Source organism: Pseudomonas sp. GW823-FHT01D03 (assembly GCF_058798255.1).
Genome location: NZ_JBXAKK010000001.1, coordinates 4583917 through 4609413 on the forward strand (window position 1 = coordinate 4583917; position 25497 = coordinate 4609413).

24 protein-coding genes and 3 pseudogenes are annotated in these 25497 nt (G+C 57.3%); 19 read left to right on the forward strand and 8 right to left on the reverse strand.

All coding sequences use genetic code 11. The annotated features are described in order from the left end of the window. Nucleotides 1–125: 125 nt before the first annotated feature. Nucleotides 126–2081: an acetate--CoA ligase gene (acs, locus tag AC1RBR_RS20205; protein WP_007963105.1), complete on the reverse strand. Its 1956-nt coding sequence runs from the start codon at nucleotides 2079–2081 to the stop codon at nucleotides 126–128. A gap of 475 nt (nucleotides 2082–2556) precedes the next feature. On the opposite strand from acs, the gene AC1RBR_RS20210 reads away from it, so the two are divergent. Next, nucleotides 2557–2817: a DUF2790 domain-containing protein gene (locus AC1RBR_RS20210; protein WP_027612631.1), complete on the forward strand. Its 261-nt coding sequence runs from the start codon at nucleotides 2557–2559 to the stop codon at nucleotides 2815–2817. Between the two features lie 553 nt (nucleotides 2818–3370). Further along, entirely contained in the window at nucleotides 3371–4621 is a 1251-nt protein-coding gene (locus tag AC1RBR_RS20215; protein WP_003227292.1) for a ribonucleotide-diphosphate reductase subunit beta, read from the forward strand. A gap of 116 nt (nucleotides 4622–4737) precedes the next feature. Here the strand turns inward: AC1RBR_RS20215 and AC1RBR_RS20220 are convergent, their stop codons facing one another. Both AC1RBR_RS20220 and AC1RBR_RS20225 read right to left on the reverse strand, forming a co-directional pair. Continuing rightward, nucleotides 4738–5184, reverse strand: a complete 447-nt coding sequence (locus AC1RBR_RS20220) for a hypothetical protein (protein ID WP_492566281.1) — start codon at nucleotides 5182–5184, stop codon at nucleotides 4738–4740. A gap of 7 nt (nucleotides 5185–5191) precedes the next feature. After that, on the reverse strand, nucleotides 5192–6133 hold the full coding sequence (locus AC1RBR_RS20225) for a ParA family protein (protein WP_492566283.1): 942 nt from the start codon (nucleotides 6131–6133) through the stop codon (nucleotides 5192–5194). A 444-nt stretch (nucleotides 6134–6577) separates the two neighbouring features. On the opposite strand from AC1RBR_RS20225, the pseudogene AC1RBR_RS20230 reads away from it, so the two are divergent. From AC1RBR_RS20230 to AC1RBR_RS20250, 5 genes and pseudogenes are all read left to right on the forward strand, one after another. Beyond that, nucleotides 6578–7002 (forward strand): annotated as a pseudogene (locus AC1RBR_RS20230) (BRO-N domain-containing protein). Nucleotides 7003–7118: 116 nt separating this feature from the next. Then, on the forward strand, nucleotides 7119–7832 hold the full coding sequence (locus AC1RBR_RS20235; protein WP_492566285.1) for an HNH endonuclease: 714 nt from the start codon (nucleotides 7119–7121) through the stop codon (nucleotides 7830–7832). 179 nt (nucleotides 7833–8011) lie between these two features. After that, on the forward strand, nucleotides 8012–9208 hold the full coding sequence (locus AC1RBR_RS20240) for a colicin E3/pyocin S6 family cytotoxin (protein WP_492566287.1): 1197 nt from the start codon (nucleotides 8012–8014) through the stop codon (nucleotides 9206–9208). After that, nucleotides 9205–9435, forward strand: a complete 231-nt coding sequence (locus AC1RBR_RS20245; protein ID WP_492566289.1) for a DUF7683 domain-containing protein — start codon at nucleotides 9205–9207, stop codon at nucleotides 9433–9435. The genes AC1RBR_RS20240 and AC1RBR_RS20245 overlap by 4 nt, the downstream gene beginning before the upstream one ends. Nucleotides 9436–9573: 138 nt before the next feature. Continuing rightward, complete coding sequence (locus tag AC1RBR_RS20250) at nucleotides 9574–10557, forward strand: hypothetical protein (protein ID WP_492566291.1); 984 nt, start codon at nucleotides 9574–9576, stop codon at nucleotides 10555–10557. Nucleotides 10558–10563: 6 nt separating this feature from the next. Here AC1RBR_RS20250 and AC1RBR_RS20255 read toward each other — a convergent pair whose 3' ends face one another. Beyond that, entirely contained in the window at nucleotides 10564–11379 is an 816-nt protein-coding gene (locus AC1RBR_RS20255) for a sulfite exporter TauE/SafE family protein (protein ID WP_492566293.1), read from the reverse strand. 112 nt (nucleotides 11380–11491) lie between these two features. On the opposite strand from AC1RBR_RS20255, the gene AC1RBR_RS20260 reads away from it, so the two are divergent. Beyond that, nucleotides 11492–12259 (forward strand): AraC family transcriptional regulator, encoded by a 768-nt coding sequence (locus tag AC1RBR_RS20260; RefSeq protein ID WP_492566295.1) that lies wholly within the window; start codon nucleotides 11492–11494, stop codon nucleotides 12257–12259. A gap of 93 nt (nucleotides 12260–12352) precedes the next feature. Then, the gene (locus AC1RBR_RS20265) at nucleotides 12353–12661 is read left to right on the forward strand and encodes a helix-turn-helix domain-containing protein (RefSeq protein ID WP_027612618.1); all 309 of its coding nucleotides are present in this window, start codon (nucleotides 12353–12355) and stop codon (nucleotides 12659–12661) included. Between the two features lie 9 nt (nucleotides 12662–12670). Here AC1RBR_RS20265 and AC1RBR_RS20270 read toward each other — a convergent pair whose 3' ends face one another. Together AC1RBR_RS20270 and AC1RBR_RS20275 are read right to left on the reverse strand one after the other, a co-directional pair. Beyond that, nucleotides 12671–14188: an amidase family protein gene (locus AC1RBR_RS20270; RefSeq protein ID WP_492566297.1), complete on the reverse strand. Its 1518-nt coding sequence runs from the start codon at nucleotides 14186–14188 to the stop codon at nucleotides 12671–12673. 289 nt (nucleotides 14189–14477) lie between these two features. Next, on the reverse strand, nucleotides 14478–15533 hold the full coding sequence (locus AC1RBR_RS20275; protein ID WP_492566299.1) for an MBL fold metallo-hydrolase: 1056 nt from the start codon (nucleotides 15531–15533) through the stop codon (nucleotides 14478–14480). 216 nt (nucleotides 15534–15749) lie between these two features. Here AC1RBR_RS20275 and AC1RBR_RS20280 point away from each other — a divergent pair, with 216 nt between their 5' ends. The 5 genes and pseudogenes from AC1RBR_RS20280 to AC1RBR_RS20300 all read left to right on the forward strand — a co-directional run bounded on the left by AC1RBR_RS20280 (nucleotide 15750) and on the right by AC1RBR_RS20300 (nucleotide 19801). Beyond that, nucleotides 15750–16358 (forward strand): TetR/AcrR family transcriptional regulator, encoded by a 609-nt coding sequence (locus tag AC1RBR_RS20280; RefSeq protein WP_492566301.1) that lies wholly within the window; start codon nucleotides 15750–15752, stop codon nucleotides 16356–16358. 156 nt (nucleotides 16359–16514) lie between these two features. Beyond that, nucleotides 16515–17564, forward strand: coding sequence for a diguanylate cyclase (locus AC1RBR_RS20285; RefSeq protein ID WP_492566303.1), 1050 nt, complete (start codon nucleotides 16515–16517; stop codon nucleotides 17562–17564). Between the two features lie 287 nt (nucleotides 17565–17851). Beyond that, nucleotides 17852–18535: pseudogene (locus AC1RBR_RS20290) on the forward strand (PAS domain-containing protein); the annotation flags it as partial. A 108-nt stretch (nucleotides 18536–18643) separates the two neighbouring features. Next, nucleotides 18644–19081: pseudogene (locus tag AC1RBR_RS20295) on the forward strand (methyl-accepting chemotaxis protein); the annotation flags it as partial. Nucleotides 19082–19267: 186 nt separating this feature from the next. Beyond that, nucleotides 19268–19801, forward strand: a complete 534-nt coding sequence (locus tag AC1RBR_RS20300) for a DUF1003 domain-containing protein (RefSeq protein WP_480403783.1) — start codon at nucleotides 19268–19270, stop codon at nucleotides 19799–19801. On the opposite strand, the gene AC1RBR_RS20305 is transcribed toward AC1RBR_RS20300, so the two are convergent. Beyond that, nucleotides 19802–20743, reverse strand: a complete 942-nt coding sequence (locus tag AC1RBR_RS20305) for a LysR family transcriptional regulator (RefSeq protein ID WP_492567262.1) — start codon at nucleotides 20741–20743, stop codon at nucleotides 19802–19804. It lies immediately after the preceding gene. Between the two features lie 52 nt (nucleotides 20744–20795). On the opposite strand from AC1RBR_RS20305, the gene AC1RBR_RS20310 reads away from it, so the two are divergent. Together AC1RBR_RS20310 and AC1RBR_RS20315 are read left to right on the forward strand one after the other, a co-directional pair. Continuing rightward, nucleotides 20796–21497 (forward strand): CTP synthase C-terminal region-related (seleno)protein, encoded by a 702-nt coding sequence (locus AC1RBR_RS20310; protein ID WP_492566305.1) that lies wholly within the window; start codon nucleotides 20796–20798, stop codon nucleotides 21495–21497. Beyond that, nucleotides 21494–21808 (forward strand): antibiotic biosynthesis monooxygenase family protein, encoded by a 315-nt coding sequence (locus AC1RBR_RS20315; RefSeq protein ID WP_492566307.1) that lies wholly within the window; start codon nucleotides 21494–21496, stop codon nucleotides 21806–21808. Before AC1RBR_RS20310 ends, AC1RBR_RS20315 begins: the two co-directional genes overlap by 4 nt. A 196-nt stretch (nucleotides 21809–22004) precedes the next feature. Here AC1RBR_RS20315 and AC1RBR_RS20320 read toward each other — a convergent pair whose 3' ends face one another. Further along, complete coding sequence (locus AC1RBR_RS20320) at nucleotides 22005–22331, reverse strand: DUF2025 family protein (protein ID WP_095137098.1); 327 nt, start codon at nucleotides 22329–22331, stop codon at nucleotides 22005–22007. Nucleotides 22332–22553: 222 nt separating this feature from the next. Here AC1RBR_RS20320 and AC1RBR_RS20325 point away from each other — a divergent pair, with 222 nt between their 5' ends. The 3 genes from AC1RBR_RS20325 (at nucleotide 22554) to AC1RBR_RS20335 (ending at nucleotide 25458) form a co-directional block, all read left to right on the forward strand. Then, complete coding sequence (locus AC1RBR_RS20325) at nucleotides 22554–23678, forward strand: glycerophosphodiester phosphodiesterase (RefSeq protein WP_492566309.1); 1125 nt, start codon at nucleotides 22554–22556, stop codon at nucleotides 23676–23678. 138 nt (nucleotides 23679–23816) lie between these two features. Beyond that, nucleotides 23817–24122 carry a PepSY domain-containing protein gene (locus AC1RBR_RS20330; RefSeq protein WP_007917758.1) on the forward strand — a complete coding sequence of 102 codons (306 nt, stop codon included), beginning with the start codon at nucleotides 23817–23819 and terminating at the stop codon, nucleotides 24120–24122. Nucleotides 24123–24282: 160 nt separating this feature from the next. Next, complete coding sequence (locus tag AC1RBR_RS20335) at nucleotides 24283–25458, forward strand: GAF domain-containing sensor histidine kinase (protein WP_492566311.1); 1176 nt, start codon at nucleotides 24283–24285, stop codon at nucleotides 25456–25458. Nucleotides 25459–25497 lie beyond the last annotated feature (39 nt).

Below are 25497 nucleotides of genomic sequence, written 5' to 3' on the forward strand. Positions count from 1 at the left end.
ACACCTCAACCTGTGGGAGCGGGCTTGCTCGCGAAGGGGCCAGCCCTGCCACCCCAAAACCTCCAGACACAAAAAAGCCCCACCCGGCAAACACCGGACAGGGCTTTTCAATGCATCAGACAGGCTTAAGCCACATTCATCGTCTTGTGCGTATCAATCAAATGCTGCACCACACCCGGATCCGCCAGGGTCGAGATATCGCCCAACCCATCGTACTCAGCCGTAGCAATCTTGCGCAGAATCCGCCGCATGATCTTGCCCGAACGGGTCTTCGGCAACCCCGGCGCCCACTGGATCACATCCGGCGAAGCAATCGGGCCGATCTCTTTGCGCACCCAGTTCTTTAGCTCCAGGCGCAGTTGCTCGCTCGGCTCTTCACCATTCTTCAAGGTGACATAGACATAAATGCCCTGCCCCTTGATGTCGTGCGGCACACCGACCACCGCCGCTTCGGCGACTTTCGGGTGGGCGACCATCGCGCTTTCGATCTCTGCGGTGCCCATGCGGTGGCCGGAGACGTTGAGCACGTCGTCGACACGCCCGGTGATCCAGTAGTAACCATCGGCGTCACGCCGCGCACCGTCACCGGTGAAGTACATGCCACGGAAGGTCTTGAAGTAGGTGTCGACGAAGCGGTCATGATCGCCATACAGCGTGCGCGCCTGACCCGGCCACGAGTCGAGAATCACCAGATTGCCCTCGGCCTCGCCCTCGATGATGTTGCCGAGGTTGTCGACCAGCGCCGGCACCACACCAAAGAACGGACGTGCCGCCGAACCCGGCTTCAGTGCATGCGCACCCGGCAGCGGGCTCATCATGTTGCCGCCGGTTTCAGTCTGCCACCAGGTATCAACGATCGGGCAACGGGATTTGCCGACATTCTTGTAGTACCAGTCCCAGGCTTCCGGGTTGATCGGCTCACCCACCGAACCGAGCAGACGCAGGCTGCTGCCATCAGCGCCCTCAACGGCGGCGGTCCCCGACGCCATCATTGCGCGGATCGCGGTCGGCGCGGTGTAGAGGATGTTGACCTTGTGCTTGTCGACGATCTTCGCCACCCGGGTGATGTCCGGATAGTTCGGCACGCCTTCGAACAGCAGCGTGGTCGCGCCATTGGCCAGCGGGCCGTAGACGATGTAACTGTGGCCAGTGACCCAGCCGACGTCGGCGGTGCACCAGTAGATTTCGCCGGGACGATAGTCGAATACGCGCTCGTGGGTCATCGCCGCATACAGCAGATAACCGCCGGTGGTGTGCTGCACGCCCTTCGGCTTGCCGGTCGAGCCAGAGGTATAAAGGATGAACAGCGCTTCTTCAGCGCCCATCTCTTTCGGCGCGCAGACGGTACCCGCCACTTTCATCAGGTCTTCGTACCAGATGTCGCGATGCTGGTTCCACTTGATGTCGCCACCGGTGCGCTTGCACACGATGACTTTCTGGATGCTGCTGGTTTCCGGGTTGGTCAGCGCGTCGTCGACGTTGGCCTTCAGCGAGATTTTCTTGCCGGCACGGATGCCTTCGTCAGCAGTGATCACCACTTTCGATTTGCAGTCAATGATCCGCCCCGCCAGCGCTTCCGGCGAGAAGCCGCCAAACACCACCGAGTGAATCGCGCCGATCCGGGTGCAGGCCAGCATGGCGACCACGGCTTCGGGGATCATCGGCATATAGATAGTCACCACGTCGCCGCGGTGTACGTCCTGACCACGCAGGGCGTTGGCCAGCTTGCACACTTGCTCGTGCAATTCGCGGTAGGTGATGTTGCGGCTTTCGGAAGGATCGTCGCCTTCCCAGATGATTGCGACTTGATCGCCGCGCTCGGCCAGATGACGGTCGAGACAGTTGTAGGAAACGTTCAGGGTACCGTCAGCAAACCATTTGATGTCGACATGGTGATCGTCGAAGGAAGTCTGCTTCACCGTGGTGAAAGGCTTGATCCAGTCGAGGCGCTTGGCTTGCTCGCGCCAGAAACCGTCAGGGTTGACGACCGACTGCTGGTACATGGCTTTGTAGGTCGCCTCGTCAGTCAGCGTATTGGCCAGAACCTCGGGACGAACGGGATACAGAGAAGCCGCACTCATCTTTCTTACCTCGGTGGAATAGTTGTTTTTGTATGACCCCGTTGTAGCCGGGCCGGGCCCATAGAACCATTCGACGATGGTAGTAACAAGCCCCTACAAAACATGGCGATACCCAGACAGCAAGCCCGACGCACTACCCCCAAGCACCCCAAGCCCCTTGTAGGAGCTTGCCTGCAAGCGATCCAGACAACTCGGTTCCCCAGACAAATTGCATCGCCAGAAAACGCTCTTCCCCACCCTAACGACCGATTGTTACCAAAACCGCCAAAAGTGTTTATCAAAACCCCACCTGTTTACCCCCACCCCACCTGCCTAAAATCCACCTCGCCAACAAGGCAAACGCGATTAACAACGTTACAGCCCCCACGAAGGCCGTTAATCCAGCTCTCAAGTAATAACTGCAAATGATGAAGTTCCACACGCAACCCTAAAAAGGTTGCGTGACCCCACTCGACCTCAAAAAGGTAACTCTGAAATGAAAGCTTTATTGGTTCTGGCCCTCAGCAGTCTGTGCGCAACCGCCATGGCAGACGAGGTCCCGACTGATGTCGCACAGCAACAACCGGTGATCGAGGAATACACTTACTCCACTCACCTGGACATCGCTAAAGTTGTATCGATGAGCGAAGTGCCGAATGTCTGCGAAGTGGTACCGGCCAAAATGGAGTACGACGACTCCAAGGGTCAGCGCCACATCCTGCGTTACAGCGTCATGGGCAACGGCTGCACCAATTGATGATTGAGACTGCACCGAATCGGATCGCTCAGCGCCTCATTTGAGGGTCGATTCCAGCCCGGCTTCGGTCGGGCTCAGTTGTGTCTGGAGTCGTCAAAAATGCTTGCAAAACACTAGATGTAGTGAAAAACCGGTTTTTTTGTTCGTTTTTTGAGCAAATCCACAATCGCGAGATTTTTACGAAAAAAAATCTATCCCCGGCAAAGCCCTGTAAACCCGCACTCTCATCGAAAAACCACCCTCCTCGACCGCTCCATGCGCGGATTCGCCTCAGCACAGCCGTGTTTTTTTCCCTATAATGCCGCCCTAATCGGGTCAGCAATATTCCCTTACAGGGAGCAAAAGCCATTCTGAAGCCCCGCAGCAGCGTCAACGCTGATCTGCGCCCGTCAGAGGCTCTCGGAAACCCGTACAAAATTCTGTTTTATTGCCTGCCTTGGCTGCCGCAAAAAACGATTCCTTAAGATCCAACGCGGTCTGTACGACCGTGTGAAAAACCAACCAATCAGGTTTCACACGGGGCGACAGGCCCTCACGCAGGAGACGACACGTCATGCTGAGCTGGGACGAATTCGACAAAGAAGACAGTGAAGTAGCAACCGTGAAAGGCGCCAACGCCGGCCACGCTACTGAAGCCAACATGGACCGCCTCGACAGCGCCGGCGGTGCCGCAGCGCTGGAAGCCCGCGCCGTGACCGCCGACGACTCGGCCGCCGTGGCCCGCGCCAAGGCAGCACTGGATTCCCTCGACGTCGCCGAAGGCCTCGCCGAACTCGAAGGCGCCTCCGCCCGTGTCGCCGTTGACGAAAAGCGCATGATCAACTGCCGCGCCGACCTCAACCAACTCGTACCATTCAAGTACGACTGGGCCTGGCAGAAATACCTGGACGGTTGCGCAAACCACTGGATGCCGCAAGAAGTCAACATGACCGCCGACATCGCCCTCTGGAAAAACCCGGAAGGCCTGACCGACGACGAGCGCCGCATCGTGATGCGCAACCTCGGCTTCTTCTCCACCGCCGACTCCCTGGTTGCCAACAACCTGGTCCTGGCCGTGTACCGCCTGATCACCAACCCGGAATGCCGCCAGTACATCCTGCGCCAGGCGTTCGAAGAGGCGATCCACACCCACGCCTACCAGTACTGCATCGAATCGCTGGCCATGGATGAAGGCGAGATCTTCAACATGTACCACGAGATCCCATCGGTCGCCAAAAAGGCAGCCTGGGGCCTGAAATACACCCGTTCGATCTCCGATCCGAAGTTCGAAACCGGCACCCCGGACACCGACAAAGAACTGCTGCGCAACCTGATCGCCTACTACTGCGTACTGGAAGGCATCTTCTTCTACTGCGGCTTCACCCAGATCCTCTCCATGGGCCGCCGCAACAAAATGACCGGCGTCGCCGAGCAGTTCCAATACATCCTGCGCGACGAATCCATGCACCTGAACTTCGGCATCGACGTGATCAACCAGATCAAAATCGAAAACCCACACCTGTGGGATGCCGAGATGAAGGAAGAAGCGACCCAGATGATCCTGCAGGGTACGCAGCTGGAGATCGAATACGCCCGCGACACCATGCCTCGCGGCGTACTGGGCATGAACGCGGCGATGATGGAGGACTACCTGAAGTTCATCGCTAACCGTCGTCTGAGCCAGATTGGTTTGAAGGAAGAGTATCCAGGGACGACTAACCCGTTCCCTTGGATGAGCGAGATTATGGACTTGAAGAAAGAGAAGAATTTCTTTGAGACGAGAGTGATTGAGTATCAGACTGGTGGGGCGTTGAGCTGGGATTGATTGCTATCGGCAATATTCTAGCTACCCGACTGGCTAAATAGATGCAATAAAAAATCCCTGAATATTCAGGGATTTTTTATTGCATGAAATAAGAAAGATACAAATCCGCTTGAAACTTACTCCTGCCCGCTTACTCCTGGCGGTATTGTATTCCGCTGACTGATGGTCTGATCCATTTTGCCACGTTCTATTGCCTTAAGCAGTGAATGTATCAATGAGGATTTACTCTGCCTTGACGATGAATTAACACCCAACTTCAAAGCAACAACCCTTAAATTAGCCAATGTAGGCTCAGAGTCATGAGAGGGTAAAAATTTACGAAGTTCTTCCGGCAACTCGAAAATATCAGCACCCACGCTAACATCTTCACTAACGCCCTCATCCGGACTACTAGCCACCAACTCTAAAGAAGACTGAATATTTGTCTTCTTGCTCTTTGCACCCTTACCGGACCTAACCTTCTTCAATACATCATCAAGCATGCTATCAAGACTTGAGTTTGGATACTCAGCCAATACCGCTCCCACTTTCTCAAGAAGACCAGCTAACTGTTTTGTATTCATAGCCACCTCAAAACCTACTCAGTATCTCATTACACACTCTATCAAAGCACCCGGACTGTTTCCGAGCATTATCTTTGGCTCGCGGAAGATAATCATAGCTAAAAGCCGTTAAGTTATTCTCAGAAGCGACAGATATACCATCACCATCTGTAATATAAGCCCCCAACACCATACCTACATTATTAGCCGACACATCAGATATAGTTTGAGCATGAGTGCTTTTGGGACCGCCACCATACTCATCAACCATATTAAATACAATACCAAGCATTTCAGTATCAGCATATTCCAAATCCGACTCCGAATACTGAATCATGCTATTGAATTTCTTGTTAAGAATCGACATTTGATCTTTGATCAACGAAATACCAACAGTTGATAAAAAATCTGGAATAGCAGGAACCAAGTAGTGCTTACTTGCAAAGAATGAGTTCTGAGTAACCAAATTTATGTTCGGAGGGCAATCTAAAATAATATAGTCATACTCATCTTCAATCTGAGCGATAGCACGACTTATAATTGCCATCTTATCTAACTCGTTACGAGTTTCCTCTTCAAAAGAATTACCACTCTTCCTTTCCTTTGCAAGACGCATATCCACTAAAACCAACTCATGATGAGAGGGCAAAAGATCGACATTCTTCCAAATCTTTCCAGGAGAATGTACAATCGGTTGTTTTATAATAGCATCCTTCGTATTAAATACTTTCCCCTCAAAATAACTATCAAATACGTTTTTCAACGTTGGTTTTGCTTTAGTGTATGCGTGATCAATATAGCCATCGATACCGAGCGCCAAATATGACAAATTACTCTGGGGATCAAGATCTATAAGAAGAACCTTCGGATAATCCGCTCCATGCCTCATTAAGCCAACACCTAAATGAAGCGACATCGTAGACTTACCGACACCGCCTTTCCAGTTGATCATGCTGATAACTTCTGCCATACCGCCACTCCCTAGCTATTATTGTTAAAACATCTAGCAACTCCCGCCAAGCTACACCTAGATGGCAACGCATAGCAATAGGCCACCTGGAAATAAGTAGCTACATTTAATTTGGCACGACCACAAATATTTAATTTCAATTTAAAAATAAAATTATCCGAATTTTCCTACGCAAAATACCCTGAGGAATTATTGACGAAACCCATCATCAACCCTAGGCTCTTTAAAGGTGCCTAAGAAACGCCCAACGTAGAAGCTGACTTGTTCACACAGAACCGCGTGTTGTCTCGAAGACATATACGCAATCTTGTGTGGATAGGCTGCCGGTTGGGATTTCTTACATCCTCTACGTCGGGCTCTGGCTTTGCTCATTTACATTCGTAGAGGTAATGGATATGCCCAAACAACAACCCGTCCGCTCTCCGGCTTCTTTGGAGATCGGTCATGTCTAACCCCCTAATCCTCACCATCTTCCTCCGCCAAAACCGCGAACTTCACGCCCTTCTCCTAGAAAACCAACCATGGTTCTGCGCCCGAGACCTGGGTCGCTTGATGGGTTTTCACCTGAACGACTGGTGTATCACTACGTTCCGGGCAATCGGTTGCTGCGTGAGTGGCTGACTCATCAGGTGGTGCCGGCATTGCGCGATGCAGAACACTTGGGGCAATCAGATCGGCCAATGTTGAGTTTGTTGGATTGGCCGGAGATGTCTCTGAGTCTGTTGCATTGGCAAAACGAGGGTTGGATTCGGCTGCGGGATATGCCCTATTTGTTGAGCGATCAGACACCACGAAAAGCGATGGCGACGAAGCCTTGGTGGCGAAGGGTGGTTCAGGCGTTTCAGTCGTCGAAGCATTCGATGGGGTAAGCGATGCGCTTGTAGGATCACATGCGAGATCCGTCGCTATTTTTTGTAGGAATTTTCGTAGACAGCAGTAATGGCCACTCAGTATCGTCCGAGGGTTTTCAACCCTCGGCGACTGTATGGATACCTCGAAAGAAAAGACTGGCTGGAGCGATGAGGAGCTAGAGGCTTCGGTAGACGCTTATCTGAAGATGTTTGCTCTTGAGCAGCAAAATCAGCCATTCAAAAAGGCAGATGAAAACCGTCTTTTGCGTGAAGGCCCGCTAAACAAACGCAGTGCCTCCTCCGTCGAATACCGCATGCAGAACATCTCTGCGGTGATGGAGCAATTGGGGCAGCAGCGAATTACCGGCTACGTTTCGGCAAAGAACCTTGGTTCTGGCGTTAGTAAACGGATCAAGGAATTCCTCGCGAAGAAGGGCATTCACGCATTACGAAAAGGCGAACAGCGAGCCATTACATTTACTCCGCTTCAGTTGGTCGAGGTCAGTGCACCTCAACAAAATGAAGCGCCAGTGGGCGTTCTTAACCCTAAAGAGACGACCTCCACTGTCGTGAGACTTGCCCGCGCCCAGAGCGTGAAAAAGTGGGTACTCAAGCACTCCCAAGGCATTTGTGAAGGTTGCGGCCAAACCGCACCGTTCATTAGCGCAAACGGCCGCCCCTTTCTTGAAGTCCATCATGTTAAGCACCTTATTGATGGCGGAACCGACCGCATATGCAACACGGTCGCGCTGTGCCCGAACTGCCATCGGCGTTGCCACCATTCCAGCGATAAAAAAGAGTTCACCGCTGAGTTTTATAAGAAAGTCGAGCGGTTGAGGCCTGAATAGAGGATCAAACTTGTGCCGAGGAATCCCAACGTCCTACAGACTCTGCACTGACCTCCAAATCAAACAGCGACAATTCCTAACCTGATCCAAGACCCGTCCTACAGCCTCAATGCATCACCTTCGTTAACGTCGCCCGGCTTCTTTCCGGTGCGACCGATAAATGAACGAAAGGATGATCAGTGGCTGGCAAAAAGGATATTCCCCGGGTCAGGAACCCACCTTCAGGCGACGGGCATCACGTCTCCTACCGGTTCATGAACACGACCGAACTAGCCGAGCGCGAAGCCAGGCAGAACGCTTACGAGGCCATGCTCGCCCGGCAGGATGCGTTTGAGCGCAGCCGGCAGGTCGCTGTCAAAAAAGACGAGGCGGTTCGGGCCGGATGCGTGTTCGCGAGGTCTTGCAAGCTGCCGGATGCAATCATTGATTACTCGAATCCCTCCGGGATGGTGCCGACCGACAGCCTGAGAGATTACGGCGAATTCGCTTTGCTCGGTACTCGTGAGGCCGATGATGCCGGGCTGCTGAACCTGCAGACCATCAGCGGCAATACCGTTTCACTTGGCCTCGGGCGCCTTGCTCTGCGAAGCCCGACACTTGTCACGCCAGCAATAGGTCTTGGAGCCGTCATTGGCGCTACCGGTGCCGCACTCATGACCGGCATGGTCGCTTTGCTCTGGACGCCCAGCCTGGGCGACAGCGCTCTCTACACCGAAGAACAATTGCGCGCCCTCAAGCAGGCCCGCACCCGTGTTCGCCTGCGCATAGAGCAACAAACCGATGGCAGTCTCAAAGGTTATGCCTTCTACACCGGCAAGAATCGCGACTGGGAAATGGTCGATGTCGTGAAACTGGAAACCCGCGACAGCCAGTACGTCGCCAATCTGGGGGAAGGCGTCGAGCTGATCTGGACACCCGCCGTAGACGGCTCCGACATTCTCGGCATTCCTGCTCTGGAAGCCGCCCCGCAGGCCCCGCACATCTGGGTTTACCCGCCAACAAAAGCGGCGAACGACATCCTTGTGAATCCGGTTTACCCGCCGGAGTACAAAGATTTCATTCTGGTGTTTCCGGAGAGTTCGGGGGTAAGGCCGGTTTATATTGTGGTGAGTATTTCTGATCACAAATATCATCCGGCACCGCCTGGACTTGCAGCGTTCCCGGATGCGATCAAGGCAGATCGTAAGACTTCCGTTAAAGGAGGCGGCGGGCTTAGAAAGCGATGGAAAACCAGAAAAGGACTGATTTTTGAATGGGACTCACAACACGGTACTGTCGAGATGTATGACAAACGAGGTCGCCATCTCGGTGAGTATGACCCAGCAACTGGCACGCAAACTAAACCAGCGGACGGCACGAGGACAGTAGAACCATGATCTATCTAGTCGAGGCATTTGATAAAGAAAGCGGTTTCCTGGCTTTTGAGGAGGAACTCCCAAGTGGATCAGATCAGGCAATAAAAACCATCATGGGATGGACGGTGGAACAGCAAGGATGGGAGGGATACGATCTCTCGCACGAACAGCTTGGAGCCCTGGAAAAACTACTGGGGAAAGAAATCTATAACCCTGCTTATAAATTCCAGCTCAGTTGCAATGTGTAAACGATGGTTCTGACACCGGTGAGCATGACAAACCGATTGATCCAGAGAGATACCGCATCATCCTGAAAACAATCAGTGCAACCCGCTGCGCCTCCCGCTATTAATACCCCTCCCCCACTCAAGGATCCGAGCCCCACCATGAAATTCGATCTCGCCTACTGCCTCAGCTTCGACGACAAGTTGTCGATCTATGACGTTCGCGATCTCAATTTCGATGAGACGGTGGCGTTCGATTCTGCGAAGGAACACTTCCAGTGCCCCAACGATGCCTGTCGTTCGGCGGTTGATGCGTCGAACGAGTTGGGCACGTTCAACGCGAAGAACGTGAATTACGTGCGCACACCGCACTTCAAGAATCTGCCCACGACGCAGCATGTGGCGGGTTGTCCGTATGTGAGTTTGAAGGCGTCGGCATCCGGGGTTGAGGCAGCGGATGGCGAGGTGGATGACGGGCGGGAGGAGCATTTTCCGTCGGAGTTGTTGCTGACGCGGCGTGAGTATGTGCGCAAGCCTGTTGCGCCTGCGGGGGCGGCGGATGTGTTGCGGGATGATCCGGTGCGGGTGGCGCAGGTAAGTTCCAAGGAGTCGCCGGGGCGTGAGACGGCGCCGGACAAGACCAGTGTGTTTGCGCATCCGGTGGAGTGTTTTGTGTCGAACTTCGCCGACAAGGAGTTGCTGAAGCGCATGCCGTTGAAGATCGGCGAGCACACGGCGCCTTATGGCTCGTTCTTCAAGAAGATCGAGTATCTGACGGACAACAAGGGGCTGATTTACTGGGGCAAGATCAAGGAGATCAAGGATTACACCCAGAGTTTTCGCATCGATTTCGAGCAGAAGGTCTGGTTCAAGCAGGCGGATGAGGCGAAGAAGAAGCCGTATTCGGTGAACGTGTACTTGAGCAAGAAGTTGATCGACAACTACCGCAAGCGCAAGGCGTTTCTGGAAGAGATCAAGCACGCGATCGACAGCGACAAGGAGTTGTTCTGTTTCTTCTATGGCGTGACGCCGGAGTTGAAGCAGGTGCCGAGCAAGAAGAACCCCGAACAGACGTTCGGGGTGTTCAGTGCCAACATCGAGAACCTGGATCACTTTATTGTGCGGGAAGCGCCGGGGTTGGCGTGATGGCTATCAACTCACACACATGCTGATCATCACCATCATGAGCAAACCGATGTACACCCACGCATGCACCCGATCCGGTATCCGCCCGATCCACGGCGTAGCCATCCGAATCCCGACCAACGACCCCAGCGTCAGCACCGCAAACGCCAGCAAATCCACATACCCGACAAACCATGCGCCCAGATCCGTCTCGTTGAAACCGGCCAGTGCCATGTACGTCAACGTCCCGGCCACTGCCACCGGCACGCTCAGTGGATTGGCCATGGATGTGGCCTGGGACATGCTCAGTCCGCAGCGGCGCAGGAGCGGCACGGTCATGACGCTTCCTCCTACGCCGAGGAACGTGGCAATGGCGCCGATGCCTACACCGCCGGCGGATATTTCCTTGCGATCCAATCGGCGTGGAATGACGCCTTCGCTGTGTGTGAGAAATCCGCGTCTGAGCAGGCAGTCGATGATGGTCACGCCGAGGTAGGCGATGAAGGCGTAGCGGATGACCTCGCCGCTGACCCACACCGCGGCGATCGCGCCGATGATCGCGCCCAGGGCGATGAAGCCGCCGAGGGGCCACAGGTAATGGCGGATCAGGTTGCCGGCGCGGCGATGTTTATCGGTGGCGATCAGCGCGTTGACAATCATCACGCAGGTCGAGGTGGCGACGGCGATGTGCATGGCCGATTGGCTGATGGGGTCGTCGGCGCCGTGGCTGGCGCTGAGCATGCGGTACAGCAACGGCACGACGACGAAGCCGCCGCCGAAGCCGAAGAGTACGGCGGTGATGCCGGTCATACAGCCGAAGAGGGTCAGCAGGAGGTAGAACATGGCGCGTCTTCCGGTAGTGGGGAGCGGTCGACGATAGAGCGACGCGGCTTGGCCTGCTTCAGCAACTCAGCCAATAATGTTTGCGTTTACGCCAACTACCGGGAAACGCTCGATGCGCAATGTTTCGATCAATCTGCTGGATCACACACCACGCCCGGTGGTGGCGATCGGTACGGATTATTCCCACGGCCATCTGTTGCCATTTCATACACACCGGCGGGCGCAGTTGTTGTACGGCGCGACAGGGGTGATGCAGGTCCGCACCCATGGCGGCAACTGGGTGGTGCCGCCGCAACGGGCGGTGTGGATTCCGCCGGGGGTGGCGCATGAGGTGCTGATGCTCGGCGTGAGTACGCGCAGTTTGTACATCGAGCCGGGCGCGGTGGATTTGGGCGAGCGCTGCCAAGTGATCAGTGTGTCGCCGTTGATGCGGCACTTGTTGATGGAAGCCGTGGAAGTGCCGCTGACTTATGACCTCGAAGGACGCGACGGCGTATTGATCGACCTGCTGCTGCATGAACTGGCGCGCAGTGCGCCCCTGCCCTTGCACATTCCGCTGCCGACTGACGGAAAGCTCCTGGCTTTGTGTCAGACCTTTCTGCTTCAGCCGAACGCCCATCAGTCGCCGCAACACTGGGCCGAGCAGTTGCACATAAGCTTGCGCACCTTCAACAGACTGTTTCGGCAGCAGACCGGGTTGAGCTTCAGCCAATGGCGGCAACAGGCCTGCGTGGTGCTGGCGCTGGCGCGGCTGGCGGCCGGTGAAGCGGTGACGCGGATCGCCCTGGACTTCGGTTATGAGAGCCCGGCGGCGTTCTCGACGATGTTCCGCCGCATCCTCGGACAGGCACCGTCCGTCTGGTTGGAGGCGGCGAACTAGGGCAAATCAAAAAATGCGTTTGATCCCGGCCGAAAACAACTGTACAAAAACACAGTACATTTTCAATCAGCACTCTTGAGCCCGGAGCACACCATGGCCTCTCTTGCGATGAACCACATCCTCGAACGCATTGCCCTTTTCCAGTTCACCCCGACGCACTGCGTCCAGGCCCGAGCGATGCTGGGCTGGAGCGTGGAACAACTGTCGCGCGAGGCGGAGGTTGCGGTGGATGATATCCAGCGGTTTGAAGCGCAGCAGGACGTGGCGGATGCGACGCGGCTGGCGTTGGCTTATCGGTTTGAGGCACAGGGGTTGGTGTTCTTTCCCGGGTTTGCGCCGGGTCGCAAATTGAATCCCCAGGCCATGCAGCAGAACGTTGCAGAGCGTGGGGATTTTGCTTAGGTGGAATGATTACTTGAACGCAGGGTGCCGCAGCTCGGCCGAGGCTTGTTCATAGCTGTAGGCCATGGCGAACAATTGCGGCTCGCTCCATGGTTTGCCGAAAAAGAACACGGAGGTCGGTAGCCCGTCATCGTCCATGCCCGACGGCAAGGTAATCGCAGGGTAGCCGGCGACGGCGGCGGCGAACTGCGAGTAACCATCGGCGTCAGCAACCATTGCGTCGAGGTTGTGCTCCTGCAGTTTCTCGTCAATGGCGTCTTGGAATTTTTCGCTGATGGCTGCGAGCGAAGCACTTGCCTGATCATGCGTCATGTCCAGATCGTTGATCGCTTCGAGCATGGCCTGTCCGTGATCCTCTTTGCCGGGATCGGTTTTGTTGAAGTCGATCAACGCTTGCAGTGACTGGATTGGCAGGTCGGGACGGCTGGCAAAGTATTCGGGCAATTCGTGTTTCATCCCACCCATCAACCCTGGGATGTAGCCATCGATGTCCGGCAAGCGAACAGTCACTGGCACGATCGTGGCGCCTTGTTTCTGCAGTGTGTCCATGGCCGCCAGAAACTCAACGCCGGGTGTCAGAGGCATACCGTTGGTGCCGACGTAGGCAACGGGATAACCGATGCGTTTGTCTTGCAGGGCATCGTTGGACAGCAACGCCGTGTAATCGATACCTGTGGGTGCGCCCGAAGTGGCGGAGTCTGCAGCATCGACACCTTGCATGACATTGAACGTCAGCGCCGCATCGCGAACGGTGCGGCTGAGGGTACCCGGAGTGTCTTGCAGACGAGTGATCGGCACGATCCCGGATCGGCTTAACAAACCCAGTGTTGGTTTCACGCCAACCACACCGTTGGCCGATGCCGGGCAAGTGATCGAACCATTGGTTTCGGTGCCCAGGGACAGCGGCGCAAAACCTGCTGCCACAGCAGAGGCGGAACCGGAGCTGGAGCCGCAGGTGCTTTGACTCGACAGGTGTGGGTTTTTCCCTTGGCCACCGCGGCCACTCCAACCATGCGGCAGATCCATGTCTCGCACGTAAGCCCACTCACTCATGTTGGTTTTGCCCAACACAATCGCGCCGGCATCCCTCAATTGTTTAACCACAAAAGCATCATTGGCAGGCGGCTGACCGACCATCGCTAAAGAACCCGCACTGGTTTGCAGGCCGTCGGCGGTATCGAAGTTGTCTTTGAGCAGCACGGGAATCCCATGCAGTGCCCCCCGCGTCCGACCTTCTGCACGTTCTTCGTCCAGCGCCCTGGCAATGTCGAGGGCTTGCGGGTTGAGCTCGATGACGGCGTGAAGGGCCGGGCCTTGTTTATCCAGGTCAGCAATTCGCTGGGTGAGATGCTCAACCAGCGCGACAGAGGTCAGCTCATTGTTCGCCATCAGGCCGCCGAGTTCAGTGACGCTGGCGTATTCGAGCGCGGCATTTGCCGTAGTGGCGTTGGCGATAGTTGTTGCTGTCAGCGAAATCAGGATGGCTTGCGCCAGCGTGTTCATACGGCGTTTGAAGGGGTGTTTCATCGGGATCGTCCTTGTATGAAAAAAGCGAGTGAGTCATTCACTCGCGACACAGCCTACCGACACCGTCAGAAAGAGCTGTCAGCACAAGGACAATCATCAGTAGGAAAAGTCAGCCTGATTTGTAGTCGCCACACGGGGCGGAGGCTTTTTCTTACACATCTTCTTCCAGATTCAACCACCACTGAACTTACTCTTAGCCCGCCAGCGAGATGTGGTGAAGCCAGCCCCTCGATCACGGAAAGAAGGGCGTATTGAGTGGTGTTTTCCTGACTCGGCAGGCGCCAAGTCGTCAGGCGCCCTGCACCACCGCTTCAGTCTCGCCTTCAACCGCCAACCACCATGCACTTCCGCGCTGCGGCTGCGCCAGGTTGAACGCCTCGCCCATTCGCGGCGTGGTAATCGCAACACTACGCTCCCACGCCAGCGCCAGAATCCGGTCAAACGGTTCATGCCAGGCGTGCATCGCCAGGTCGAAGGTGCCGTTGTGGATCGGAAACAGCCAGCGGCCCTTGAGGTCGAGGTGCGCCTGCAGGGTTTCTTCGGGTTGCATGTGCACGTGTGGCCATTCGACGTTGTAGGCGCCGGTTTCCATCAGGGTCAGGTCGAATGGGCCGTACTGTTCGCCGATGCGTTTGAAGCCGTCGAAGTAGCCGCTGTCGCCGCTGAAGAAGATTCGCGTGTCGCCGTCGATCATCACCCACGAGGCCCACAGGGTGCTGTTGCTGTCGAACAGGCTGCGGCCGGAGAAGTGCTGCGAGGGAGTGGCAACGAAGCGGATGCCGGCGATTTCGGTGCCCTGCCACCAGTCGTACTGGCGAACTTTACTGGCGTCGATGCCCCATTTGATCAGGGTGTCGCCGACGCCCAGCGGGGTCAGGAAGTAGGTGGTCTTGGCCGCCAATTTCAGTACCGCCTGGTAATCGAGGTGGTCGTAGTGGTTGTGCGACAGGATCACCGCTTCGATCGGCGGCAACTGGTCGATGCTGATCGGCGGCTGGTGAAAGCGTTTCGGGCCGGCCCATTGCACCGGCGACGCACGCTCGGCGAAGACCGGATCGGTGATCCAGAATTTGTCGCGCAACTTCAGCAGCAGGGTCGAGTGACCGAGGCGGTAAACACTGTGATTCGGTGCTGCCAGCAGGTCTTCACGGGTCAGCGGTTGCACCGGGATTGCAGCGGCGGGACGGGTATTGCGCGGTTTGTTGAAGATCATGTTCCACATGATCCGCAGCATCTTGCGCCCACCTTCGCGTTGTACCGGCGCATGGTTACGGAACAACCCTTGATCCTGACGCGAGGCTTCAGGCGTGGAAGTTTGATCCGCAGACAAATCTGGATTGGCCATGACTGAGAGACTCCAGAAAAACCGCGCGATTCGCAGTTTTTCACGGTGGGACGATAAATGGCCAAGGCACGCACGCATCAGCCGAACTTTCTGGTTTTTAGGTTGCGCGGATTAACGCAACATTACACTGGACGGTGTAGTTTCTAGGTTGCATGAAACGCGATGACAAGTAAACTGCCAAGTGTAATTCCACCTCTCCTCTGCCGAAGCGTACTTATGACAGCTCCACAGCGCCTCACCGATCGCAAACGCGAAGCCATTATTCAGGCGGCGATTGCCGAATTCCGTGCCAACGGGTTCGAGGTCACCAGCATGGACAAGATCGCGGCCACCGCCGGGGTGTCGAAGCGCACGGTGTACAACCATTTTCCCAGCAAGGAAGAGCTGTTCGCTGAAATTCTCAACCAACTCTGGGCACGGATTACCGACGAGCAAACCGTTTCCTATCGCGCGGATCAGCCGCTGCGCGAGCAACTGCTGCCCATGTTGCTGGCTAAACTGCAGATGATGGCCGATGACAACTTCCTCGGACTGGCGCGGGTGGCGATTGCCGCCACCATCCATTCTCCGGAGCGCGCGCAGGACATGGTGGCGCGCATGGGCGAGCGCGAAGAAGGCCTGACGGTGTGGATTCGCGCTGCGCTGGCGGATGGTCGGCTGAAAACCGTGAACGCAGAATTCGCTGCACAGCAGGTGCAAGGTCTGTTGAAATCGTTCGGTTTCTGGCCGCAGATTTCCATGGGCCTGCCGCCGCTGGACGCAGACACGCAGAAAGCCGTGGCCGAGTCGGCAATGGAGATGTTTCTGGCCAGATACCAGCTCTAAACCGGCCCTCTCCAGCGCCCCGCCACGATTAAATGGCTCGGAAGGACACTGATTATTCCTGCTGGAATAAATGACAATGTCCGACAATTGACCGACGAACGGTCAACCTGAAAAAACACTTCAAAGTATTTCAGGATGAATCTGGCGCGGGACATCATGGAAAATCAACGCGGCAAAGGCTTGTCATTCGCCAGACGCATTTATCTGCCCAGGATCATCGGTCTGGGCGTCGGCTTTTTCAGCGTCGCGGCCGCGCTGTATCCGTTGCACATGCCGAACTGGCTCTGGGCGCTGCTGGTGTTCAACGGTTTTATCTGGCCGCACCTGGCCTACCAGATTTCGACCCACTCGACCTTCCCCTACCACGCCGAACGCCGCAACCTGTTGTACGACTCGTTGTGCGGGGGCTTCTGGACCGCGTGCTTTCAGTTCAATCCGCTGACCACCGTGACCATTCTGTCGATGATGACCATGAACAATGTCGCCGCCGGTGGACGACGTCTGTTCCTGCTCGGTGCCCTGGCCCAAGTCGCCGGCGTGCTGCTGGGCTGGTTACTGTTCGGCTTCAAGTTCAGTCCGACGATGACGCAGATCCAGGTCTGGGCCTGTCTGCCGATGCTCACCTTGTATCCACTGGCCCTGGGCATGGTCAGTTACCAACTGGCGATCAAACTTGCACAACACAAACGTGCACTCAGAGACCTGAGCCGCACCGACAGCCTCACCGGGCTGCTCAATCACGGCGCCTGGAAGGATCTGCTGCACACGCATTTCATGCTGTGCCAGCAAAACCACACCCAGGACATTCTGGCGCTGATCGACATCGATCATTTCAAGACCATCAACGACAACTATGGGCACATCGTTGGCGACGCCGTGCTGCGTGAGCTGAGCCAGGCACTGAAGGGACTGCTGGCCGAGGGTGAACGGGCCGGCCGTTATGGCGGCGACGAGTTTTGCCTGATCCTGCCCGACCAGCCACTCAATAAAGCCGAGGCGCAAATGGAACGATTGCGTCAGGCGCTGGACCAATATCGGCACCCGGATGTGCCAGAGCTGCGCGTCAGCCTGAGTATTGGCCTGGCCCGGTTTCAGCAGACGTACAGCGACGCGGTTGCCTGGCTGGATGACGCCGACAAAGCGCTGTACACCGCCAAACACACGGGGCGCAACACCATCAGCGTGGCGCTGAGCAGTCCGGGCTAAGAAGACGCCAAACTTTCAGCATTGAAAAAACTGATTCGCAATTTCTTGTACAACTCAAAGCAGTTTGTATAAGATCGCCTCGTCAGCCTGGATGCTGGCACTTTGCAGTCAATTGCAATGCTCATCCAGCATTTGCTCTGCCAGCGCGGAAACAGGGACACAAACCTCGTCTTTCCCTACTTCCAGGTACTGCCCCTATGTTTTTCAAACGCCACCAGTCCGAACTCAACGACCTTCAACACACCATCACCGAACAGAATGGCCTGCTTGAAGCGATCAATCGCTCCATGGCGGTGATCGAGTTCGATCTTGAAGGCGTGGTGTTAAAAGCCAATGACAATTTCCTGAAAACCATGGGTTACCGCGCCGACCAGGTGATCGGCCAGCCTCATCGCTTGTTCTGTACCCCGGAATTTGGTCGCAGCGCGCAATACACCGAGCTTTGGTCACGCCTGAAAAACGGTCAATTCCAGTCCGGCACCTTCGAGCGGATCAACAGCCAGGGCCAGCCGGTCTGGCTGGAAGCCAATTACAACCCGATCAAGGATGCGTCGGGGCGCGTGGTCAAAGTGGTCAAATTCGCCATGGACGTGACGACCAAGGTCCAGCAGGAAAGCGAGGCCAACGCCAAGCTGCAGGCGATCGACCGGGCGATGGCGGTGATCGAATTCGACCTCAACGGCGGCATTCTCACGGCCAACCAGAATTTTCTGACACGCATGGGTTACACGCTCGCTGAACTGAAGGGTAAACATCACCGCTTGTTCTGCCGGGCGGAGCTGGTCAACAGCAGCGCTTACGAGGATTTCTGGCGGCGGCTGAATCAGGGTGAGCTGTTTCAGGGTCAGTTCGAACGCGTCGACAAACGCGGCCAGAGTGTGTGGCTGGAGGCCAACTACAACCCGGTGTACGACGCTGCCGGGCGGTTGTGCAAAGTGGTGAAATTCGCCACGGACGTCACCGCCCGGGTCGAGCAGCACGAGCACGATGCGCGCAGCGCCAGCGCCGCTTATCACATCTCCGTGGAAACCCGGAAAGTCGCCGAGCAAGGCACTCAGGTGATCCAGCAGGCGGCCAGTGAGATGCGCGAAATCGCTGACGACATCGCACAATCTTCTACGTTGATCGCGCAACTTGGCGAGCGTTCGGAGCAGATCACCGCGATCGTCAACACTATCCGCGCGATTGCCGACCAGACCAATCTGCTGGCCCTCAACGCAGCGATTGAAGCGGCGCGTGCCGGGGATCAGGGGCGCGGGTTTGCCGTGGTGGCGGACGAGGTGCGGCAACTGGCGGCGCGCACCAGCGGCTCGACGGCGGAGATATCCAACATGATCGGCCTGATCCAGAGCGAAACCCGTCAGGCGATCAAGAGCATGGAAGGCACACGCGGGCGGGCGGCACAAGGCGTTGAACTGGCGGATCAGGCCGGCAGCGTGATTCTGCAGATCCGCGATGGCGCCAGTGAAGCGGTGCAGGCGGTGAGCATGTTTGCCAATGAGCGGGCGCCGGGCTGATCGATATGTCGGGCCGTTGGACCGCGTCGCGGCTTTCGCGAGCAAGCCCGCTCCCACAGGGATTGAGTCGATCTCTTAACTTGTGATCAACCATTAACCTGTGGGAGCGGGCTTGCCCGCGAAAGGGCCATAAGCCTCGATGCAGGACTATAGTGACCCTCAGTCCCAAGTCCTGCCGAGCCCATCATGACCACAGAAAAACCCGACGTCCCCGCCACCGCCCCCGTCGACCACCTGCGCTTCCACCGCCCCCACGCCCACCTCAACACCACCTTCGGCAACGACGCGTTCGCCCTGCGCGCCGAGGCCTTCGCGCGGTTCTTCGGCACGCCGACCTTTCTTGGCGCACAAACTCTGATCGTGCTGTTGTGGGTGTGCCTCAATGCGACGGGGATCACCACTTTCGACGTGTATCCGTTCATTCTGCTGAACCTCGCGTTCAGCCTGCAATCGGCCTACGCCGCACCGTTGATCCTGCTGGCACAAACCCGGCAAGCCGCGCGGGACAAGGCGCAATCGGACGCCGACGCACAGCACCGTGAAGCGCTGGCGGTGGCCAACAGTGAGCGCCAGGCCCAAGCGGCGCAGACCACCGCGCAACTGCTCGAACTGCTGGAACAGAACACCCGCCTCACCGAAATGACCAAGAGCCTGACCGAACGCATCGAAGGCCTGACCCGCGAGCTGCATGCGCACATCTGCCAGAACCCGCAACGCTGATCACGGCAACCGCAGTGCCCGCCCCAGTTCATCGAACAGCGTGACCACCGAGCGCAACGCCCGACAATCAGGGCGGGTCAGCAGCCACAGCGCGGTGTCGTAGCCGTGCAGCGGTTCGCTGAGGGCCTGCAAATCTTCGCAGATCAGAAAGTCCGGCAACGCCGCCACCCCGAGTCCGCCACGCACCAGCTCCGTCACCGAGAGCATGCTGTTGCAGCGATAAGCCGGGATCACACCGGGCAACTGCTGGCGACGCCAGGCAACGGTCGGGTGATCCGGCAGAAACTCGTCCGGGGCGATCCAAGTCAGCGCCGCCAGATCCGTCGCATCGACGGTTTGCAGATAACGCGCACTGGCGCAGACCCGGTAGGAAATCTTCGCCAGTTGCCGTCCGACCAGATGCTCCGGCGGTGTACGCGTCAGGCGCAGGGCGATGTCAGCATCGCGGCGGCTGAGGTTGGCGAAATCGTTGGAGGTGCTCAGTTCGAGAGTCAACGCCGGGTAGTTCGGCATGAACTGCGCCAGCGCCGGCAACAACAGCCCTTGCAGCACCGAATCGGTACACGTCAGGCGCACCGTGCCGCTGACCACTTCACCGCCCTGCTCGACACCGATCCGCGCCGCTTCCAGTGCCTGTTCGGCGCGTTCGGCCTGCTCGGCGAGGGTCTGCGCGAGGGTGGTGGGCAGGTAACCGGCGCGACTCTTTTCGAACAATTGCTGACCAAGCGCCGACTCCAGCCGCCGCACCGCGCGAAACACCGTCGACACGTCTACCCTGAGCAGCTGCGCCGCCCGGGCCAGAGAGCCGCCGCGCACCAGAGCAAGGATCAATGCCAGATCCGGGTAGTCGAGCCGATAGTGCGTCGCTGCATTGATCACTTGGGGAAACGCCAATATTGAGTGCGTGAACGCCAATCTATAGTGAGCCCCGGTGATCGACAACTGCAGCCCCCTCCCCCAGAGGTTCATCACTCACTCAAATCAAGGAAATCCCATGGACGCCATTTCCATCGCCCTGATCGGCGATCACGACCCGCAAGTCACCGCCCACCAGGCGATCCCCGTTGCCCTCGGCATGATCGCCGAGCAGTCCGGCCACAATGTGCAATTCGAATGGCTACCCACCGAGCAGATTCATGCCGACGCTGCGCTGGATCCCTTCGACGGTTTCTGGTGCGTTCCGGGCAGCCCCTACAGAAACGAGGCTGGTGCACTCAGGGCCATTCGTTTTGCCCGCGAACAGCAGCGCCCTTTCCTCGGCACCTGCGGTGGTTTTCAGCATGCACTGCTGGAATTTTCCCGCAACGTGCTGGGCTGGGCCGATGCCGAACACGGCGAAACGTCACCGGATTCGCCGCGAGCCGTGCTCACGCCGCTGACCTGTGCGTTGGTGGAGGCGGTGGACAGCATTCATCTGGTCGCTGGCTCGTTGATCGCCAAGGCGTACGAAACCTCGCAGATTCACGAAGGCTATCGCTGCCGGTTCGGAGTGAATCCGCAGTTGCAACAAGAATTGCTGACCCATCAGCTACGCGCCGTGGGGCATGATTCGGCAGGCGACTTGCGCGCGATCGAATTGACTGACCATGTGTTTTTTGTCGCCACGCTGTTTCAACCGGAACGTGCCGCGCTCAAGGGCAACATTCCGCCGCTGGTGCGGGCGTTTGTCGAAGCGAGTGCGGTGCGACGCCCATGAAGCCGAACGAGCCTTGCTTTGCGGTGATTTTCACTTCGACCCGCACCGAGGGTGACAACGGATATGCGGCGGCGTCGGAACGGATGATGGAGCTGGTCAGCCAGCAACCGGGGTTTCTCGGCATTGATTCGATTCGCGGGGAAGACGGGGTCGGGATCACCATTTCGTACTGGCAGAGCGAGGCGGCGATTCTGGCCTGGCGCGAGCATCCCGAGCACCGGGTGATTCAGGCGCGCGGGCGGGCGCAGTGGTATTCGAAGTTTCAGACGCAGGTGTGTCGGGTGGAGCGCGAGTATCGGTTTGGGCAGTGACAATGGCGGCGTGCTGACTGGCCTCTTCGCGAGCAAGCCCGCTCCCACAGGTACCGCGTTTGGGTTTTGAATTTGGTTGTGTGCTTACTGGCCTCATCGCTGGCAAGCCAGCTGCCACAGGAATTCGTGAACGCCACAGATCCAATGTGGGAGCGGGCTTGCCCGCGAAGAGGCCAGTACCGTCAATACAAAAACTTCAGCCCTTCACCAGACTGCGCACCGCCACAATCTCCGGCACCTCAACCTTGCTCATGTACACCCGCAACGGCTCGCTGATGTTGATCCGGTCATCAATGTTCTGATCCAGCAACAACTGAATCAGCTCGCGCTTCAAGGTCATGGTCGTCTCAGAGGCCGGCGCCCAGACGAATTCATTCACAGGAATAATGCCGTCATCCGCCACGTCCATGCCGAACGAATCTTCGCTGAAACGCACGATGTACTGGCCGGTCTTGCGGTTTAGGCCGACAAAACCCTTGAGGTCATCGGCGGCCTGACAGATGAGTTGGGAAGTGATGCGCATGGTAAACCTCACGAAAAATCATCGATGGTTTACACGCAGGGCAACAGAATCGGCGCGCCCTCTGCCGGAGCGTCTGCCGAGGGCAAGCGTACTGCAAACCGCGCCACAAAAGTGCAGGAAAAATCGCTTTTAATACGTTTATGTCGGTCTGGCGATAGCACCCAATCGATTCAGTTGTTAAAAGGTACGTCTTTGAAAATGCCCTGCGAAAGGAACTCGAACATGCCCGCCACTTTCACCAAAAGCGCCCTCATGCTGAGCCTGCTGCTCGGTCTCGGCCAGGCCCACGCCGCCCAGACTGACGTCAACGCACTGGCCGCCGCCCATGGCATCCCGCATCCAGCCGTGATCGCGCACCGTGGCGCGTCCTTCGATGCTCCGGAATCCACCGCTGCCTCCTACAAACTGGCCCGCGACCTCGGCGCCGACTATCTGGAAATGGATTTGCAGCGCAGCAAGGACGGCGTGCTGTTCGCCCTGCACGACAACAACCTGCAACGCACCACTGACGTCGCGACCAAGTTCCCGGAGCGCAAGGACAGCCCGGCCACCGCCTTCACCATGGCCGAACTGAAAACCCTCGACGCCGGCAGCTGGTACAACAAGGCCTACCCGGATCGCGCGCGTCCGACCTATGCCGGGCTGAAAATCCTCACCCTCGATGAAATCATCGACATCGCCCAGGCCAACCCGAAACACAAGCCGGGTCTTTACATCGAAACCAAGGAGCCGCAGCTGTTTCCGGGGATCGAGCATGACCTCAAAGAGAAGCTGCAAGATCGCGGCTGGCTGAGCCCGGCCGGTTCGAAACTGGCGAAAAGCGAGTTGGCCGTCGGCCAGGGCAAAGGCAAGGTGATCCTGCAGACTTTCGAGAAGAACAGCCTCGAACTGCTGCAAAAGGAAATGCCGCAAGTGCCGAAAATCCTGCTGCTGTGGGTCGGCGAAGGCAGCATCGAGCCGAAATCCAAAGTGACCTTTGCCGAGTCCGGCGAGAAGGACAAGAACCTGTTCTACGGCAAGCAGGAGCCGAAATCCGAAGCCGAATTCAAGCAATGGGTGGATTTCGCCAAGGCTCACGGCGCCATCGGCACCGGTCCGTCGGCCAAGCTGACCAAGGGCGGCGACCAGAGCTATTCGGACTTGGTGCAACCGTGGATGAACCAGTACACCCACGATCAGGGCATGCTGGTGCACGTCTACACCGTCGATGAGCCGGTGGACTTCGAGAAAGTCATGGCGGCCGGCGTTGATGGCATCTTCACCAACCGTGCCAGTGAGCTGTTGAAGTTCTACAAGCGTCCGGCGCCAGCCAGTGTGGATCAGGTGTTGAAAAACAACGGGTTCTGATCGGCAGACCGGGTTGTCCGCATCGCGAGCAGGCTCACTCCTACAAGAGTCTTGCCCGCGATCTGGGGTTTTAAGGGTGAGTTAAGTTGTGGTGGTTAACCTGAGCCCACTTCAACGAACAACCCAAGGAATGAGCCGATGAAAACTTTGACTGCCCTGTTTACCGCCGCTGCCCTGACCCTGACTGCTGGCCTGGCCCAGGCTGATGTCCGCGTCGACCAGATCCCTGAGCTGGTCAAATCCGGCAAGATCAAGTCGCTGGAGTCGATGAACGCCGAAGCGCTGAAACTGCACCCGGGTGCAACCATCACCGACACCGATCTGGATAACCACTTCAACGGTTACGAGTACGAAGTCGAGCTGAAAACCGCCGATGGCAAAGAGTTCGACGTCGACTTCGACGCCACCACCGGCAAAGTCCTGAGCAACAAGCAAGACACCTGATACACCGCCAAAGCAAAGCCGCACGATCAGCGATCGTGCGGCTTTTTTGCGTCCGTAGCCCGGCGAATCACGCGGATGCAGCCTGAAGGGATGCCAAAACCGCCATCAGACCGCTAGTATGGCGACCATCAGATAACGATTGCAGCCGAGAACGATGGGCATGGGGCAGACAGCGGCAGCAGACATCGCGACAATCGGACGGATCAGCGCGGTTCCGGCGATCCTTCAGGTGATCCGCGAACTGACCGGCCTGCGCTTTGCCGCCGTGGCGCGGGTTACCGAGGATTCGTGGACAGCCTGCGCCGTCCTCGATCAACTGGATTTCGGCCTGCAGGTCGGTGGCGAGCTGGATCTGGTCACCACGCTGTGCCACGAAATCCGTGCTGCGCACACCTCGGTGGTAATCGACAAGGCCAGCGAAGACCCGCTCTACTGCGATCATCACACCCCGCGCCTGTACAAATTCGAGAGCTATATCTCGGTGCCGGTGTTCCGCACCGACGGACGGTTTTTCGGCACGATCTGCGCGCTCGATCCGAACCCGGCAGAGCTCAAGTCCAGCAGCATCCAGAGCACCATGGAGTCGTTCGCGCGGATGCTCGCGTTGCAGATCGAAGCCGAGGAAAACGCGCAGCGCACCGAAACGGCGTTGTTGCAGGAGCGCGAAACCGCCGAGTTGCGCGAGCAGTTCATCGCCGTGCTCGGCCACGACTTGCGCAACCCGTTGTTCGCCATCAGTGCCGGTGCCGAAATGCTTCTGCGCAAGCATCCGGATCCGGCCATCGAAGTGCGGGTACGCAACATCCTTGGCAGTGCGCAACGGGCGACGCGGTTGGTGGATGATGTGCTCGACTTCGCTCGCGGACGCTTGGGCAAGGGCATTCCAGTGGATATCCAGCCCTGCGCGGATTTGACCGAAGCCGTGCAGCAAGTGGTGACGGAGATTCGCAACGTGCATCCGCAGCGCACGATTCATGCGTCCATCGGCGACTTGCGGGGCGTGCCCTGCGACCGGGCGCGGATCGCTCAACTGCTGTCGAACCTGTTGGCCAATGCCGTGGCCCATGGCGACCCGGATGGGGATATCGAAGTGATCGCCCAGGTTGAGCACGGTGCGTTGATGCTGGCAGTGAAAAACCTGGGGCATATTCCCGAGGCGATCCTGCCGCATCTGTTCCAGCCTTACTCGCGCCCGACCGGCAGCGCGCCCCAGGCCGGGCTCGGTCTGGGGCTGTATATCGCCAGCCAGATCGCCCAGTCCCATGGCGGGCATTTGCATGTGGCGTCCACCGCACAGAGCGGCACGCTGTTCACCTTCAGCCTGCCAACCCTCTGAAACACACCACAGTTCCCTGTAGGAGTGAGCCTGCTCGCG